Source organism: Ktedonobacter racemifer DSM 44963, from assembly GCF_000178855.1.
Classification (GTDB): Bacteria; Chloroflexota; Ktedonobacteria; order Ktedonobacterales; family Ktedonobacteraceae; genus Ktedonobacter; species Ktedonobacter racemifer.
Genome location: NZ_ADVG01000002.1, coordinates 2,803,356 through 2,820,697 on the forward strand (window position 1 = coordinate 2,803,356; position 17,342 = coordinate 2,820,697).

The 17,342-nt window shown below is 53.7% G+C and carries 10 protein-coding genes, 2 rRNA genes and 1 pseudogene; 2 read left to right on the forward strand and 11 right to left on the reverse strand.

Features of this window, described 5'->3' with window-relative positions; all coding sequences use genetic code 11:
* Positions 1-28: 28 nt before the first annotated feature.
* Positions 29-1,921, reverse strand: a pseudogene (locus KRAC_RS28470) (sensor histidine kinase).
* Positions 1,922-2,258: 337 nt separating this feature from the next.
* On the opposite strand from KRAC_RS28470, the gene KRAC_RS71730 reads away from it, so the two are divergent.
* Positions 2,259-2,756, forward strand: a complete 498-nt coding sequence (locus KRAC_RS71730) for a hypothetical protein (protein ID WP_007913272.1) — start codon at positions 2,259-2,261, stop codon at positions 2,754-2,756.
* A 227-nt stretch (positions 2,757-2,983) separates the two neighbouring features.
* On the opposite strand, the gene KRAC_RS76315 is transcribed toward KRAC_RS71730, so the two are convergent.
* The 9 genes from KRAC_RS76315 to KRAC_RS28510 all read right to left on the reverse strand — a co-directional run bounded on the left by KRAC_RS76315 (position 2,984) and on the right by KRAC_RS28510 (position 14,338).
* Positions 2,984-3,175: a hypothetical protein gene (locus KRAC_RS76315; RefSeq protein ID WP_244422265.1), complete on the reverse strand. Its 192-nt coding sequence runs from the start codon at positions 3,173-3,175 to the stop codon at positions 2,984-2,986.
* Entirely contained in the window at positions 3,111-3,578 is a 468-nt protein-coding gene (locus KRAC_RS76320) for a transposase (protein WP_338010125.1), read from the reverse strand. The genes KRAC_RS76315 and KRAC_RS76320 overlap by 65 nt, the downstream gene beginning before the upstream one ends.
* Positions 3,487-3,996 (reverse strand): IS630 family transposase, encoded by a 510-nt coding sequence (locus KRAC_RS76325; RefSeq protein WP_040444263.1) that lies wholly within the window; start codon positions 3,994-3,996, stop codon positions 3,487-3,489. The genes KRAC_RS76320 and KRAC_RS76325 overlap by 92 nt, the downstream gene beginning before the upstream one ends.
* A gap of 207 nt (positions 3,997-4,203) precedes the next feature.
* Positions 4,204-4,611, reverse strand: a complete 408-nt coding sequence (locus KRAC_RS28485; protein WP_007913275.1) for a response regulator — start codon at positions 4,609-4,611, stop codon at positions 4,204-4,206.
* Between the two features lie 307 nt (positions 4,612-4,918).
* Complete coding sequence (locus KRAC_RS62685; RefSeq protein WP_007913277.1) at positions 4,919-7,525, reverse strand: FAD-binding oxidoreductase; 2,607 nt, start codon at positions 7,523-7,525, stop codon at positions 4,919-4,921.
* A gap of 304 nt (positions 7,526-7,829) precedes the next feature.
* Positions 7,830-10,800, reverse strand: a 23S ribosomal RNA gene (locus KRAC_RS28495).
* Positions 10,801-11,097: 297 nt separating this feature from the next.
* Positions 11,098-12,575: ribosomal RNA gene (locus tag KRAC_RS28500) — 16S ribosomal RNA — on the reverse strand.
* Together the 16S and 23S rRNA genes form the textbook arrangement of a ribosomal RNA operon.
* 809 nt (positions 12,576-13,384) lie before the next feature.
* On the reverse strand, positions 13,385-13,846 hold the full coding sequence (locus KRAC_RS28505; RefSeq protein WP_007913279.1) for a MaoC/PaaZ C-terminal domain-containing protein: 462 nt from the start codon (positions 13,844-13,846) through the stop codon (positions 13,385-13,387).
* A gap of 30 nt (positions 13,847-13,876) precedes the next feature.
* Entirely contained in the window at positions 13,877-14,338 is a 462-nt protein-coding gene (locus KRAC_RS28510) for an FAS1-like dehydratase domain-containing protein (protein WP_007913281.1), read from the reverse strand.
* Positions 14,339-14,689: 351 nt separating this feature from the next.
* Between KRAC_RS28510 and KRAC_RS28515 the strand changes: the two genes are divergently transcribed.
* A complete protein-coding gene (locus tag KRAC_RS28515; RefSeq protein WP_052568637.1) occupies positions 14,690-15,844 on the forward strand; it encodes a glycoside hydrolase family 3 N-terminal domain-containing protein in 1,155 nt (384 codons plus the stop codon).
* Positions 15,845-15,851: 7 nt separating this feature from the next.
* Here KRAC_RS28515 and KRAC_RS28520 read toward each other — a convergent pair whose 3' ends face one another.
* Positions 15,852-17,327, reverse strand: coding sequence for a serine hydrolase (locus KRAC_RS28520; RefSeq protein ID WP_007913285.1), 1,476 nt, complete (start codon positions 17,325-17,327; stop codon positions 15,852-15,854).
* Between the last annotated feature and the right edge of the window lie 15 nt (positions 17,328-17,342).

Below are 17,342 nucleotides of genomic sequence, written 5' to 3' on the forward strand. Positions count from 1 at the left end.
ATTGAGCCAGATGGCAAGGGAACGTGTCTCATTTTCCTAGAGATGGTGTGATGGGCACAGTAAACCAGAACGTGGCGCCTTCGCCAGGAGCACTCTGTACCCCAACGCTCCCCTCATGCCGTTCAATGAACACCTGGCACAAATAAAGGGCCAATCCGAAGCTCAGATCCAGTTCATGTTGGACGGCACTCCCTTTGGCGCGATAGAAGCGCTCCCAGATATGCTCAAGCTCTTCTCTCGCAATGCCCGATCCCTCGTTATGAACTGCGACACGGGTGAGTGCTTCCTCAATTCGTAACTGCACTACCACAGGCTGTCCTGGGGGAGAATAGGTGAGCGCATTCGTCAGGTAGGTGTTGAGAACGTGCTTGATCCGTCCAGCATCGGCGAGGATGGGCACGCCTTGCTCTTTAGAAGGAACATCCAGCATAATGGGGTGCTCTGGCGTAGCGTGTTGCTGCCCGACTACCACCTCTCTCAGCAGGGTGAGCAGATCCTCAGGCTTCAAGGACAAGGTGAGCGTATGGGTCTGGATACGCGCATCATCGATCAAGTCATTGATGATACGCTGCTGAAGTTGGGCACACTGCGAGGCAGCTGCTAAGGGGCGCTGAGCATGGGCAATGGGTTCGCGTATCTGAGCAGATGGAGGAGCGAGCTGCTTTTTTTAAGTCTCCAATCGGCACTGTGCTAATTGCAGATTGCCCATGATCCCCGTCAGCGGAGTGCGCAGTTCATGCGTGGCCAGGGTCAGAAAGTCGCCCGCCAGGCGTCTCACTTCCTGCTGGGCAAGTGCTTTCTTCTGTTTCTCTCCCTGCGCGTAGAAATAGTGGATACCCTCAATGAGCAGCATGGTCTGCGCGGTGACGGCTTTCACGAGCGCGATTTCCTCTGGCGTGTATGCTCCTTCCGAACTCGCTTTGATGACCATCAGTGCACCAACCCACTGCTGCTCCAGAAACAGCGGAACGATCAGGAACGTCTCGGAGCCAGGAGACACGGGGTAAAGAGACGCCGGAAAAGGCAGTTGTTTCCCGAGATGTTCAATGGTTTGCAACTGATCCTTTGCAAGCACGACCTCCTGGTTGGCACCCAGGCGAGCCCATGCCGCGTCGTCAAGCACTTCTGAGGGATGGAAGTGTCCCCCGATGTCCCGATAGTACTGTTCTTGTTCAGTGGTATAGCCACTTCCCGCGACAAAATACAGATAGCCCGTTCGATGACCGAGCGCGAGCATACTCACCCAGTGACAATTCAGGACAGGCCGAAGGACATCCATCACCTGCTGGGCCACGAAGATCACCGGAGACGAGAGCAGGAAGGTCTCTTCTGGTAAGAGGTGGTCCATCTGCTCAGGAATCTGCGCGATTGCGGTGAGCAGGTCCAACATCGACTCGTGGACACGTTGGAGACGGGAGACTGCCTGAGAATAATACGTGAGCTCCTGGAAGACAAAGATGATTTCTTCCGAACCGCGCTCTTGATCAACCACGGGAAAGGAGCGAACAGTGACTGAGACCTTGCGCCCGGAAGGGAGATCCAGCAAAAGCGTCTGTTCTGGCGTGCTGGCTCCTGCTCGCCCAGCAAGAACGAGGTTCATCAGCCATTGCCCTGAGGCAACGAATGGTGACTGCTCATCAGAGCGGATGTAGTGTGTGAGAAACTGCTGGTAGTCTCTTCCTTGACATTGGGCCTCGGAAGTCACTTCAAAGAGAGTGCAAGCCGCGGTATTGATCCGTACAATCTTCTGGTTGCGATCGCACGCAATGAGACCATCTGGGAAAGACTCCCAGAGTGCTTCTACCCGGTTGAGTGGCTTGTGTGCTCCATGCAAAGGGCGAGAGTGAGGAACGGACTCTTCTGCAGGTGTCCCACTCTGTTGCTGTTTGCGTTGTGTGACGTGGTGTGAGCTTTTATCCACCACAGAGCTCCTTTCGGAAATGCACCAATAAGCATTATCAGCGGCTCATAGTTTGCCATATCACTTTAGTGAAGGCAAAAAATCTGACATTCTACTTTTAAGCAGTACCATTGATTAACAAAAATATGAAAAAGATCACAAGATGAGAGCAAGTTTTTAACAAAATGCGCAAGAAGATACAGGAAAGCTGTCCCAAAAATGACCTTCCAACCCTCTTTCTTTGTAGTGATCACTTTGTGATGATCACAGTAGGCAAACCCCTACTTGAGGCAGGGGTTCCATTCAGTAGAATCCTTGCGTAAAGCGTAAGGAAACAAAAGGAAAAAGGATTTTCAAAATGAAACGGATGACCTCTATCAGTTTTGTAGCCCTATTACTCGCTATTGCAGTGTTGGTTCTTCCCGCTTCAAGTGTAGGAACTGCACATGCGGCGACGGTTACCCCCAATACAAATACCAGTCATTGCTCCACATTAGGAACATTGATAGAGTCAGATCCTATTCTGAATGGCAGCACAAAGATCGGTGAACTCGATATCTATTATAATAGCTCAACTGGTTGGAATTGTGCCAAAACCGTGGCATTGGGCTCAGCATATGGGGTACCAAAGGCGATGGGAGTACTGATCGTGACTTGCGCCAATACGACACCCAGCAGATCGTGCAATACAGCGGGCCAGACATTAGATATTGATCAGGGTACTTATTCATACTATGCAGGCCCCGTCGGGGTCTATGGAAAAGGACATTGTATCGCTGCCGCAGGCTCTATATATGGTTCGGTACTCGACAACACAGGATACAGGGTCGGTACCGGAGCAAGCCACTGCGGCTAGGCGTAGAGAAACAGATGTCATAATTTCCAAAGTGTTGAAGTTCTGATCTTGCCAATGAGGAGATGTGGCATGGGTCAATCTGCACATCTCTTCTTTGCTGTTCATGAAGCTGCTGCTAGGTAGTGGTATATATCGTTCTCAAGAGCTTTTTGTAGCTGACGGTGTGTTGCCGTCTCAGGTAGTGCCCAGCCTGCACTGCCTGTTATTATTGATCTCAGCATAGAAATCTAAAGAGAGTAGCCGGCATGAACAAAACAGTGACGCAGGGCCTGCTTGCGATGTCTGAGCCTTGCACGGGCGAGCAGCAGTTCATGCTCAAGCTCAGACAGATCCTTGCAACAGCGATTCTTGAGTTCACGGCGTTTGAGCAGGTTCCAGACGCCTTCCTGAGGATTGAACTCGGGTGCATAGGCAGGCAAACGTTCCAGGTGAATGCGTGCAGCAGCGCTCTTCCGCCAAGAAGTCTTTGACTGCCTGGCAGCGATGGATGGTGGAACCGTCCCAGATGATGAGCAACTTGCCTGGGATCTCGCGCAAAAGGAGTCGCAGAAAATCCACCACATCTGGTCTCTTGTAAGAGCGTTCTTGGGTCTGCATGAAAAGCCGTCCCTCGGGAGTCAGAGCGCCAATAGCTGAGATGTGGTCGTACGTCAACGGCACACGCAGGACAGGCGTCTTGCCCACAGGGGCATAGGTGCGCACCGCCATCGGCAGCAGATAAAAGCCCGACTCATCTACAAAAACGATCTGTCGCTTTTCCTGCTCTGCTTTTTTTGAGGGAGGGCCAGTGCTCTTCTTTCCATGCCTTGATGGCCTCTTCATTCCTTTGGGTCGCCAGTTCGGCCGGTTTTTGCACACTGTGCTTGGCCGCGCGAAGGAGACGGCTACAATGCGCTGGATGATACCTGACGCCAAACTGCTGTTTGATCAGCACTGCCACCCGAGCAGTGGTCCAGACCTCGCCACGAAACCCATATTGCTCGGATCCTTTGGCCAGTAGGCCTGGCAACTGGGCGCGTTGTTCCTCAGCCAGTTTGGGTTGTGGACCTGGAGGCGGTTGGTGGCGCAGCCCATCAGGGCCATTTTTCTTCGCTCGACGCACCCATTGACTTACCGCGCCTTCAGTGACTCCCAAGGCATCGGCGATGTCTTTCTGTTTCCAGCCTTGCTGATACAGTTGCCAGCCACGCAGTCGTCGGCCTTCGCGCCAATCTTTCGGAAGGGGTTCTTTCTTGCTCATACCTCCTAGCATCGGCTTGCTTGGTTCTTCTCTTTAGATCCTCATGCTGAGGTCAATAAGAGTAGATTAGCTTTGTGGCTTGTTTTTACCCAGGCAACTTGAAGAGCTAAGACAAAGGGCGAGTTGTAGGAGATATTTAGAGAGTGATGCCAGCCGCGTGGAGGGTTATATCTGCGTAGAATTGCGGCTGGCATGACGAGGTTATCTTTAGTTCAGGGCTTGCTCGATAGCTTGTAGCAGGTCACCACGGCTACAGGGCTTGCGCAGGCCTGGAATGTTGCGCTGGCGGATCTCTTGCTCGGGTAGGCTGGCGCTGACCATGATGGCGGGGAGATCGGCCCATTCTGGTGTGCTGTGTACCAGGTCGTAGATCTCGATGCCGTTCATGCCGGGAAGATCATAGTCGAGCACCAGGAGCTGCGGCCAGTGCTCCTGTAGCATCTGCAAGATATGGCTTCCCTCGCTGAGGTGAAGCACCTGGTAGGGAGTATGCTCGGTGATGATGCGTTTCATGATCATACCCAGGACAAGCTGGTCCTCTATCAGAAAAATTGTTCCGCTGGCGACGCCGCTTCTGGAGGCCTCTTGTGTGTACATCTCTTGCTCCTTAAACATTTCCAACCACCTCCTGATTCTCTGGCTTATCACTTTTGTTTATGAGCCTAGCATAAGCGAATTAAGAGGCGGTGTCGAAGCTGTGGTACCATTGGTCTACTATTCTGGCTATAGAGGAGACGAAGCGGTTAACACTAACCAAAATGGCTAAAGCGGTAATGTGAGGGATGAATGGAGAAGATGCACTGCGCCAGGCATGAGCAGTTTTATATCTGCCCGCGCCTGGCGTACTTTAATCCTGCTGAGTCTGTTTCTAGGTCAGGCCACAATTTGTAGGTTTAGCGTTGACTATAACGTTACTGGATCTCTAAACCTCTAAAAAGCCGATTCCTGAAGTGAGAACACTCTGTGGGTCCCAGCGCTGCTTGAGGGCCTGCATGACTTTGAGTCCGTCGGGCTGGTAGCCCCAGCGTTCGATGTGACCGTTAAGCGCGTCCGGGAGAGCGGCGACGAGGGCGTAGCCGTCCTGCTGGAGGGCAGGTGTGCGTAACTCCTCTAGCCATGCCTGGGTGCAGGGTACGCTCTCCTCCTGTGAGGCTGTATAGATATGTCCGCTGTTGAAGTCGACCATGTAATTGTCGCGCTCCAGTACTGCTTGCTGTTGCCGAATATAGGAGAAGGCTTTCCTGGGGGAAACACCGACACGCACATGTGTTCCCTCGCGTCGGAGGAATTGCTCCCAGGCATTGGTGGCGCTCCAGTTCTCAACAATCTGCGCTTCAGGTGCGCCTGCTTCGCGCAGGGCCTCATGCACTTGTTGGAGTTCGGTCTCGACATCTTCGCGCAGTCCCTCGGCGCTATAGACCAGGGTATACGGTGAACCCTGTATACGCGGACCCTGATTACCACGGTAGAGAACAATACCGGAACCGACGAGGGGATAGGCAAGCGCTGTCCTGGCCCAGTTCAGACCCTGTTGTAGATTATCTACTGGTATGACAAGCGTTTGCTGCTGGCGTGGAAGGCTCGAAACCTTGAGTGTGATATCGCTCATCAGCCCCAGGGTGCCATAGGAGCCGACAAAGAGCCTGGTGATGTCGTAGCCCGCGACATTTTTAACGATGGGGCGACCTGTCCGAATGATACGCCCATCTGACAGTGCTACTGTCGCATAGAGCACGAGATCGCGTATGGAGCCGTAGCGCATGCGCAGAGGGGCATTGATGTTGCTCGCGATGATGCCGCCAATGGTGGCATCTGGCCAGGGAGACGTGATTGGCAGTTGTTTCTTCTCCTCGCCCAGGAAGTTCTGAATTTCACGGAGCGTTGTGCCAGCACCCACGGTAATATACATGTCGTCACGGGCATATTCCTTGATGCCGCGCATATTCGCTGTGCTGATCTGCACTCCGGGTTGCTGGAGGCGCTTATGGTTGATATAAGCCTGCTGGCGGCCTTCAGCGAGCGCGAGGAGTCCCTGCGCAGCATCCTCGGCGTTTTCAGGCGTGAAGATGTGCTCAGGCATTTCTCTGTTTGTGGTGGCATCTTGATAGTCGAGGGTATAGCCCTTGAAGGGAGCCTGTGAGCCAGGCTCTGGCGCGGGAAAGAGTTTGCCTGGATTGAGAATGTTCTTTGGATCAAATGCTTGCTTGATGTCCCACATGGCCATCAGTTCATGAGGCTTGTGCATGAGCGTCATAAACTCGCGTTTCTCAATCCCGATGCCGTGTTCACCGCTCAGGCTACCCCCCTTTTCAACACAGCACTGGACCATATCGCGGCCAGCCATATGTACCCGGTGCATTAGCTCAGCATTGCCCGGCTCGGGTATCAGGATCATGGGGTGCAGGTTGCCATCACCGGCGTGAAGCAGGTGTCCTGCGCGCAGGTTATAGCGCTCAATAATCTGGTTAACCTCGCTCAGCGTCTCCGCCAGGTGGCTGCGAGGAACTGTAACGTCGACAGTGTAATATGAAGGGCTCAGGCGTGTGACCGCGCCTGCGGCACTCTTGCGGGCTAGCCAGATACGAGCACGCTCATCTTCGCTATTGGCGATGCGGATATTCTTGCCACCGTTGGCAAGCAAGATTTGCTCGATTTCATGTATCTGCGTCCCTAGACTTTCGGTATATCCATCGACTTCAATGATGAGGATGGCTCCAGCATCCAGGGGAAGGCCTGCTTTGGCGAAGGGCTCGATGATGTGTGTGATCTTCTTATCCATCATCTCCATGGTGGCTGGAACCAGGCCAGCGGCAATAATGGCGGAGACCGCGACGCCTGCCTGCTCGACCGAGTCGAAGACGACGAGCATGGTTCTGACACCTGGCGGGTTGCGTTGCAGGCGCACCGTAATCTCGGTGATCATGCCCAGCATGCCTTCGCTGCCGGTTAGTAAGCCGCAGAAGTCATATCCAGGATAATCAAAGGCGCTCCCTCCGGCGTGGATGATACTGCCATCGGCCAGGACTGCCTTGAGGCCTGTCACATAGTTGGTGGTCACGCCATATTTAAAGCAGTGGGGGCCGCCGGAGTTTTCCGCGACGTTGCCGCCCATGGTAGAGGCGCGCTGACTGGATGGATCTGGAGGAAAATAGAGGCCGTGTGCCCTGGCCTGTTCATCCAGGCGGAGATTGATGAGGGCTGGCTCGACGATAGCACTCCTCCCCAGAGTCTCTATCTCCAAAATATGATTCATATGCGCGAACTCGACGATAATGCCGCCTCGATCCGCGACCGCGCCGCCCGAGAGGCCTGTTCCTGCTCCCCGAGCGACCAGGGGAATATTGTGCTGGGTGGCCCAGCGTACAACGCGGGCGACCTCTTCTGTGGTGCGAGGAAAGACTACACCTTCGGGTCTGCCTCGATCGATGCCAGCATCGACCTCGTAGGCGATGAGTGTGGCCCTATCCACAAATACCTGCCCTTTGGGAAGGATGTGTTCAAGTGAGTGTTGTGCTGTCTCTTTCAACATTGAAACCCCCCTCTTCCTAGATGGATCTGACTTCTTTCTGGCAGTATATAACATGGAAAATAAATAATGGGAAAAGAAATCCTGGTGCAAGGGAATGGGTGAATGCCCATTCCCTTGCACCAGGATTTCTTTTCCCATTATTAGGTATCACCTGTCCAAAGAAGTATTCCCTCAATTTTGCTGAGCCACGCTGGCCTGCTCATGCCCCCCGTGCCGCCAAGCCCTCTCGCTCGTGCTCAGGTCCGATCAAAGACCGCTCTCACACACAACAGGAGACGCACACCACTCATGAAGAAACAACATGGGAAACAAGCCGTACGATCATTAGTACTGCTCCGCTCCACCTGTTACCAGGCGTCCACGCGCAGCCTATCCACCAGGTCTTCTTCCTGGGATCTTGACTCTTCAAAAGAGAGTGGGAAAAGTTATCTTCGGGTCGGCTTCGCGCTTAGATGCTTTCAGCGCTTATCCCTTCTTGACGTAGCTACCCAGCTCTGGAGGAGGCCCCCCAACTGGCGCACTAGCGGTCAAGCCATCTCGGTCCTCTCGTACTGAAGATGACTCCCCTCACTTTTCCGACGCCCACGACGGATAGAGACCGAACTGTCTCGCGACGTTCTGAACCCAGCTCGCGTGCCGCTTTCATGGGCGAACAGCCCAACCCTTGGGACCTACTCCAGCCCCAGGATGCGACGAGCCGACATCGAGGTGCCAAACCTTGCCGTCGATGTGAACTCTTGGGCAAGATAAGCCTGTTATCCCCGGGGTAGCTTTTATCCGTTGAGCCACACTCCTTCCACACGGGAATGTGGGATCACTAAGCCCGACTTTCGTCCCTGCTCGGCGTGTCAGCCTCACAGTCAAGCTCCCTTGTGCCTTTACACTCTACAGAGGGTGATGTCCATCCACCCTGAGGGAACCTTTGGGCGCCTCCGTTACTCTTTGGGAGGCGACCGCCCCAGTCAAACTACCCATCTGGCCCTGTTCACGTCCCGGATCACGGTGACGTGTGAGACACAAACCATGGTGAGAGTGGTATTTCACTAGTGCCTCCCTCACCCCCACAAGGATGAGTTCTCCGGCTCCCACCTATGCTACGCACACCATACTTCGTTTCCAGGCCAAACTGTAGTAAAGCTCCACGGGGTCTTTTTGTCCTGTCGTGGGTAACCCGTATCTTCACGGGTACTTCAATTTCGCCGAGTCCTCTGTCGAGACAGCGCTCAAGTCGTTACTCCTTTCGTGCGGGTCGGAACTTACCCGACAAGGAATTTCGCTACCTTAGGACCGTTATAGTTACGGCCGCCGTTCACCGGGGCTTAGATTCGTGGCTACGCACACCACTCCTCGTAACCTTCCGGCACTGGGCAGGAGTCAGCCCCTATACTTCCGCTTTCGCGTTCGCAGAGACCTGTGTTTTTGGTAAACAGTCGCTTGAGCCGATTTCTTGCAACCTTCTCACCACCTCCCGAGGGAGGCAGCTACGCAGGCACCCCTTCTTCCAAAGGTACGGGGTTAATTTGCCGAGTTCCTTAACAGAGGGTCGCTCGATCACCTGGGGAGATTTCCCCCTGCCTACCAGTGTCGGTTTGCGGTACGGGCGGAACAATTTCTGGCGAGAGGCTTTTCTTGACGGCCTGGGGACCAATGACTTCCGCACCCTCGCGGGCGCTCGGCCTCAGTGTTACGCATACTGTGTCCGGGATTTTCCTCGGTCACGCGCTTCAACAGAGGCACCGATCCTGTCCATTCGATCGGCTCACCTTCCCTACCGCGTCCCCCCATTGCTCATAACGAAACGTTCCGGTGCAGGATTCTCTGACCTGCTTTCCATCGCCTACGGCATGACGCCCTCGGCTTAGGGCCCGACTCACCCTGGGACGATTGACGTTGCCCAGGAACCCTCAGGCATTCGGTGTGTCTGGTTCTCGCAGACATTACGCTACTCATTCCGGCATTCTCACTTCTCTTACCTCCACCAGTCCTTACGGTCTGGCTTCTCAGGCGTCGAGAACGCTCCCCTACCATCTCTACACAAGGTAGAGATCCACGGCTTCGGTACGATGCTTAAGCCTCGATACGTTGTCGGTGCCATTGCACTCGACCAGTGAGCTATTACGCACTCTTTAAATGATGGCTGCTTCTAAGCCAACATCCTGGCTGTTTGGGCGCATTGACCCCCTTTGACACTGAGCATCGATTTGGAGACCTTAGCCGATGGTCTGGGCTGTTTCCCTTTTGACGACGAAGCTTAGCCCCCGCCGTCTCACTCACCTGGATCCTGTCCTGGCATTCGGAGTTTAAGTAGGGTTGGTAACCCGCACAGGGCCCCTAGCCTATCTAGTGCTCTACCTCCAGGATAGTCGTTTCAGGTGGCTGTACCTCAATACATTTCGGGGAGAACCAGCTATCTCCGTGTTCGATTAGCATTTCACCCCTACCCACAAGTCATCCCCCAGTTTTGCAACACTGGTGGGTTCGAGCCTCGACGGACTGTTACATCCGCTTCACTCTGCTCATGGGTAGCTCACACGGTTTCGGGTCGCATCGCCGCTACATACACGCCTGTTTGAGACTCGGTTGCCCTCTGGCTCCCCAGCTTTAACGCTGGTTAACCTGCAACGTGCGATGCACTCGCCGGATCATTCTACAAAAGGCACGCCATCAGCCCTTGGTGCCGCAACGGCACAGTGGCCTCTGACTGCTTGTGAGTACGTGGTTTCAGGGACTCTTTCATCCCCCTCTCGGGGTACTTTTCACCTTTCCCTCACGGTACTTGTTCGCTATCGGTCGCTGAAGTTCTTTAGCCTTGGAGGGTGGTCCCCCCAGCTTCCCACAAGATTGCACGTGTCTCGTGGTACTCAGGATTCCAACCACGCTCATGTCCTCGTCCTCTACGGGACTCTCACCCCCTCTGGTGGCACGTTCCAATGCCTTCGAGTAAGCACATGATCGCTACTGTTGGTCCTACAACCCCGCCTATTCACGAGGAATAGATGGTTTGGGCTCTTCCCGGTTCGCTCGCCACTACTACGGGAATCTCGGTTGATTTCTCTTACGCAGGCTACTGAGATGTTTCAGTTCACCCACGATCCTCCATATCGCCTATGTGTTCAGCGATAGGTCTCCAGACATCACTCTGGAGGGGTTGCCCCATTCGGAATCTCAGGGCTCATCGCTTGGATGCAGCTCCCCCTGAACGTTTCGCCGGTCTCCGCGTCCTTCATCGGTCTTCAGCGCCAAGGCATCCACCTCGTACTCTGTTTCGCTTGTTCTGCCTTGTCTGCTTCTTCTTGTTGGTCTGTTACCCTTGTTGTATGGGATCTCGGTCTTCTTTCTTCACTGTCACGAGCTGAACATGACTTCCGTCACGGTTGAACACTTGCATGCCAACGTGCTCGCTCAGCAAAATTGAAGGAATACTTCTTTGGTTGTTCAGGTACTATGCGGGTCTCGGTACTGGTCAAAACCAGCGGCCGAACCGCTGAAGAGTGGAAGCAGGGGACAACGGACAGGTCGTTCCTGTTCGACCTGAGAGTGCAGTGCTACAGTGAGCACTGATGACTCCCTAGAAAGGAGGTGATCCAGCCGCACCTTCCGGTACAGCTACCTTGTTACGACTTCACCCCAATCACCAACCCCACCCTCGACGCCTGCCTCTCCGAAGAGTTAGCCTGGCGGCTTCAGGTGTTGCCGACTTTCGTGGTGTGACGGGCGGTGTGTACAAGACCCGGGAACGTATTCACCGTAGTGTGCTGACCTACGGTTACTAGCAACTCCACCTTCATGCAGGCGAGTTTCAGCCTGCAATCTGAACTGAGACCAGGTTTTTGAGCTTGGCTCCCCCTCGCGGGTTGGCATCCCTTTGTTACTGGCCATTGTAGCGTGTGTGTCGCCCAAGTCGTAAGGGCCGTGCTGACTTGACGTCATCCCCGCCTTCCTCCCGTGAGGGCAGTTCCGCCTAGAAGTTGTAATAGGCAGTAGGGGTTGCGCTCGTTGCGGGACTTAACCCAACATCTCACGACACGAGCTGACGACAGCCATGCAGCACCTGTGCAAACGCCCCGAAGGGACAGCGCATTACCGCTGGTGCATCTGCATGTCAAGACTTGGTAAGGTTCTTCGCGTTGCATCGAATTAAACCACACGCTCCGCTGCTTGTGCGGGTCCCCGTCAATTCCTTTGAGTTTTAATCTTGCGACCGTACTCCCCAGGCGGACCACTTACTGCGTTTGCGACGGCACGGAAGGGGTCGATACCTCCCACACCTAGTGGTCATCGTTTACGGCTAGGACTACCAGGGTATCTAATCCTGTTCGCTCCCCTAGCTTTCGCACCTGAGCGTCAGATGCTTCCCAGGACACTGCCTTCGCCATTGGTGTTCCTCCGGATCTCTACGCATTTCACCACTCCACCCGGAATTCCGTGTCCCTCTGAAGCCCTCAAGTCTCGCCGTTTCCGAAGACCTTTCCCAGTTGAGCCGGGAACTGTCACTCCGGACGTACGAAACCGCCTGCGTGCGCTTTACGCCCAATAACTCCGGACAACGCTTGCCCCCTACGTATTACCGCGGCTGCTGGCACGTAGTTAGCCGGGGCTTATTCCTGAGGTACCGTCCTTACTCGTCCCTCAGAAAAGCAGTTTACACTCCGAAAAGCGTCCTCCTGCACGCGGCGTTGCTCGTTCAGGGTTGCCCCCATTGACGAAAATTCCTCACTGCTGCCCCCCGTAGGAGTCTGGGCCGTTCTCAATCCCAGTGTGGCTGACCATCCTCTCAGACCAGCTACCGATCGTGGCCTTGGTGAGCTCTTACCTCACCAACAAGCTAATCGGCCACAGGCCCATCCCAAGGCGCCCTTGCGAGCTTTGTTCCCGGAGGAACATATGCGGTATTGTCGGCGATTTCTCGCCGGTATTCCTCACCTCGGGGCAGGTACCCATGTGTTACTCACCCGTCCGCCACTCCCTCTCTTGCGAGAGGGCGTTCGACTTGCATGTGTTAGGCACGCCGCCAGCGTTTATCCTGAGCCAGGATCAAACTCGCCATTCAAATGTGAATGTATCTTCCACACCACTGCTACACAGCGATGTAGTAAGCATTGTAAGTTTGCGTCCAGGCTAGAAGCACGTTGTCGTTACTTCAAATTGCTTGTTCGCAGAATTGACAGGAACGGTGTTCTCCGCGATTGAAAGATTCCCAATCAACGAAGTTCCGTTGTACTTCTGCATTCCACTCTTCAGTTGTTCAGGGTGCTCTGGTTCGTTCTTCTTTTTCCTGTTGAACCGCAACCCGGCAGGCCTCGTGGGCTTGCCTCTTATGTGTCGGGCGTTTCGAACTCTTGCAGCGTTGTCGCTGTTTTTGTTCGCTCGTCGACTGCTCCGGTAGTATCGCACACCGCCTGGGGTTTGTCAACCCCTTTTGCAAGGCTTTTTCGAAATTCGTTTTTCGTTCTCGCTGTTCCCTGGCCTGTCAGTGGCAGATATGTGAACGTGGCGTGATCGGCTCAACAATTTCGTGTGCTGTCGTTGGAGCGAGGGTAAGTATGCCATATGAAAAAGGGCTTGTCAAGGCTTTTTATAGCTAATCTCAAAACCCTCTTTTCTCGATGATAAACGATTTCCGTTGTGAGAAAGCCAATGTGTGGGGTTAAATTCGTTGTGCGATGATATTGCAGATTTATAATCGATATAAAAGATATGCTGTTTTTTTCGGGTCTGTTTTGAGCCATTCCACTTTTTAGCGAAAGTTTATTTTCAGCCCTTGCAACGCTGAGCTGAAAAAAGAGGTGGAGAGGCAATGCCTAAGACATTGCCTCTCCACCTCTTTTTTCTTGAAGGTATGTGACCATCATGTAGAAGCTATAGTTTAGCGCTCGCCTTTTTGGGGAGGGTCGCACTAAAGGTGCCGCTCACTTTGATATCACCATTCTGGTCGGCTGCCTGGACCTTACCCGCAATGATAGCCTCGCCATTAACTTCATTTTTCTCGGTGACGGTGCCGCTACAGGTGATGGTGTCGCCGAGATGGGTCATGCCTTTAAAACGGACGTTAAACTTGCGAAGCGCGATTGGCCCCACGTAGTCGCTTAGCATCTGTCCCACAAAGCCCATAATGAGCATACCATGGGCGATAATACCACCTGTCCCAACCGCTTCGCCTACCGCCGGGTCGGTGTGGAGTGGATTGAAGTCTCCCGAGGCTCCCGCGTAGCGCACCAGGCGTTGCAGGGTCATGGAGTCTTTGGTGAGGGTGGGAATCTCGTCCCCAACCTGGACATCTTCAAAATAGCGCCTGGCTGCTGGCTGTGTATCTGTGACCATGGCTGGCTTCTCCTTTGCTCTTTTATGATCTTAACTGGCTTGTATGCGTACGATTACCATCGTGCGGGCAACTAGAACCTCCTGCTGATCCTGGTTGCTATAGCGCGTTTCCAGGGTGACGATGTCCATGCCAGAGCCATCCTTGCCACGGCGCGACTTTCCACTGGCAATCGTTGTGGTGCCCGTCAGCTTATCGCCAGGATAGATGGGGGCTAAATATTCGTATTCTTCTTCTCCATGAAGAATGCGTTCGATTTCTAGTCCAGTAGATCTCAATTGCTCATTGAGTTGGGTGTTGCCCCAGAAATTAAAGATGGTGGGGGCGGTAGGAAAAAGTGGTATATCGCGGTAGCCAGCGGCCTGTGCAGCCTCGCGGCTGGTATAGATAGGGTTCTCATCGCCTATGGCGAGCGCAAGCTCCTGGATCTTGCAGCGCTCTACCTCGATGTGGAAAGGAGGAAAGCTCTGACCAACCTTACTGGTATCAAACATATATTTTCTTTTCGCTCCTCTATAAAGTACTTCTTGTGGACAGTATCAGACTTTCATTTTGCGTTGTCAAGCGATCCCGGCTCACAAGCTCGCCTCTTGATAAGTTGTAAGGTGGAGTGGTTGCGGGCTGGCTCTGCCAGCCCGCAACCACTCCACCTTACAACTATCCATTTGCTTTGTTGCTTCGTTAGTAGTAGGTAGAGCTGCAATTTTCGATCTATTATTTGGCGGAGTATTACTATGAATGAACCTCATCGACAGAGGAAGCGTTTGCTAAGGAAGTTTTCCTTAGCAATTACCTGGCTTTTGTGTCTATGTTTACTACTGAATGCCTGCGCTCAGCAGGCTTCTATGGCTCCTCAGACAACGGCCACACCTCAAGGCTCTGTTGGCCCGGTTCCTACGCCGATTGTGCTTGACGATGCTATGCTGATTCAACGTATGGTGCAGCATATGAGCCTGGAGCAGAAGCTGGGCCAGATGGTAATTGTGGAGTTTAATGGCTCGACGCTTGATGATGCTTTGCGCCAGATGCTACAGAAATATGATGTCAGCGGTGTATTGATCGAGAATAAAAATGGCAATGCGCAGACACGTGAGCAGCTCACGGCTTTGAATAAGGCTATGCAGCAGGCGGCACCTTTTCCTCTTTTTATTACGACCGACTATGAAGGCGGTGTCGTTAATGAGTTGCGACGTATTACGGGTGAGCGCCCATCAGAAGCTACTATTGGGGCCAGCGGTGATCCCCAAAAGGCCTATCAGGCAGGGAGTAGTGCCGCCAGGGATTTAAGCGGGTTAGGCCTCAACGTGAATTTTATGCCTACGGTGGATGTGCTGACAAATCCTAATAATCCCGGTTTACCCCAGCGCACCTTTGGCTCTAGTGCGACGCTGGTCACAAATATGGGGCGTGCCTACCTTAAAGGTTTGAATGAAGGCGGTGTGGTGGGATGCCTGAAGCATTTTCCGGGTCTGGGTAGCGCTAGCCTGGACCCCCATCGCTCGCTGCCATATATGGATCGCAGCCTGGAGATCCTCAACCAGGTAGACCTTGTTCCCTATCGCACGATGATCGGCGAGGGTGTGGTACCAATGGTCATGGTGACTCATATTCTCAATCCTCAGCTGGACCCACAATTGCCTACATCACTTTCGCCAAACGTCGTGACCAACCTTTTGCGTAAACAGTTGAATTTCCAGGGCGTGATTATTAGTGATACCCTCTGGATGGGTGGTGTAAGTAACACGTATGATCTATCGCACGCGGCGGTCCTGGCTGTCAAAGCGGGCACGGATCTTCTGCTGGGTCCGCGTGGACTTACTGAGACCGCGACCATGCTTGAAGGGCTGGCCCAGGCTGTCCATAGCGGGACGATTCCTACGCAGCAGATCGATGCTTCCGTCACACGCATTCTTGCGTTGAAGCTAAAGTACAATATCATTTCGCATGAGCAGGCCCTGCTGCTGGCAGGTGTGCTGGAGCCTGGCGAGCAGCAGAAATAGGCGCTCTTTATTTGACGCGGCAGAAGTTAGCAAAGTTGGCGACGCGCATCTCTTCTACCTTGCCTTCGGCGTCCAGAACAAAGGTGATGAGATCCTCGCCAACCAGGGGTTTGCGCCACTGGGCTTTAAATGTATCGTAGTGCCAGTGCTCCAGGTCCGCGTACTTGGAGCCAAAGCGGAAGGTGAGCTTACTGCCCTCTTTATTGATGAAGGCTCGACCATAGAAGGCATCCTCGTATTCGCCTGCGTAACCCGCTGGATCTAGTGAGGGGCGGGTATTAATGATTTGCTGGCTAATACGATCCTTGCGCTCCAGGTTCATCCACTCCTTGACCTGCTTCTCCTGCTGTCTCTTCATCTGAAGGAACTCTTCGCTCCAATCACGCTCAGGTAGCTCAAGGAAACTATCAAAGACCTTCTGCTTAAGCGCGATCAGGGGCCACCTGGACTGAAAACCATTGGCGAGGGCGACGATGCCGAGCTGCTTCTCTGGCAGCATGGCGACGAGCGCCTCCATTCCTGGCATTGTCCCATTGTGATCGATAACTTTTTGCCCGCTGTAATCCGCGAGGAACCAGCCCAGGCCATAGCAGACAAAGTTCGAGCCGGGATGATCTAGCAGCATCAAAGGTGATTGGTGGACGATCTGGGGAGTGTGTAGCTCATTGATGACCTCTAAGCTTAAAATCTTCTTCTGCTTAAAGGTGCCTTTTCCCAGTTGTAGGCGTACCCACTGTGCCAGGTCAAGCACATTCGAGGTGATGCCGCCACCAGGTCCTACGTTATCCGGAATGCTATAGATGTAGGGATCAGGGGCGTTATTGTTCTCTATATGAGGGATCGCGACGTTGCGTGTGTGCAGCGCCGAGGCGCGAGTGGTTCCACTGGCGCTCATGCCAAGTGGTTTGAAGAAGCGCTCTTTTATAAATGTATCCCAGGGGCGCCCGGTGACGGCGGCGACAACCTGGCCTGCGATGGTGAACATAAAGGTAAAGGCGCCCTGGCGCGTGCGAAAGCTGTAGCTGGGTTTGAGATAGCGCAGGCGATAAATAACCTCGTTGCGATCAAAGTCGCCCCCTTCCCGCATCAGGTCGCCGCCGTCCAGGCCGCTCCTCGCGCAGAGCAGGTCGCGTATGGTCAGCTCTTGTGTCACATAGGGATCATAGAGCTGGAAATCTGGCAGATACTTGATCACAGGATCATCCCACTGAAGCTTCTCTTCATCGACGAGCAGCCCAATGGCTGCCGCGGTGAAGGTTTTCGTGACCGATGAGATGCCAAAAATAGTATGTTCGCTGATTGCTTTATGCTCGCCTGCTTTGCGGATACCATAGCCTTTCGCGAAGATGGTTTCATCATCTTTGACAATGGCCAGCGCAAGCCCTGGGATATGCCAATCTGTAAGCATCTTCCCAATGTAATCGTCCAGGTCTGGGAGCAGTTCTTGCCGTACATACGTGGAAAGCGATGTCTGTGCTTGCATGTTATCCTCTCCTAA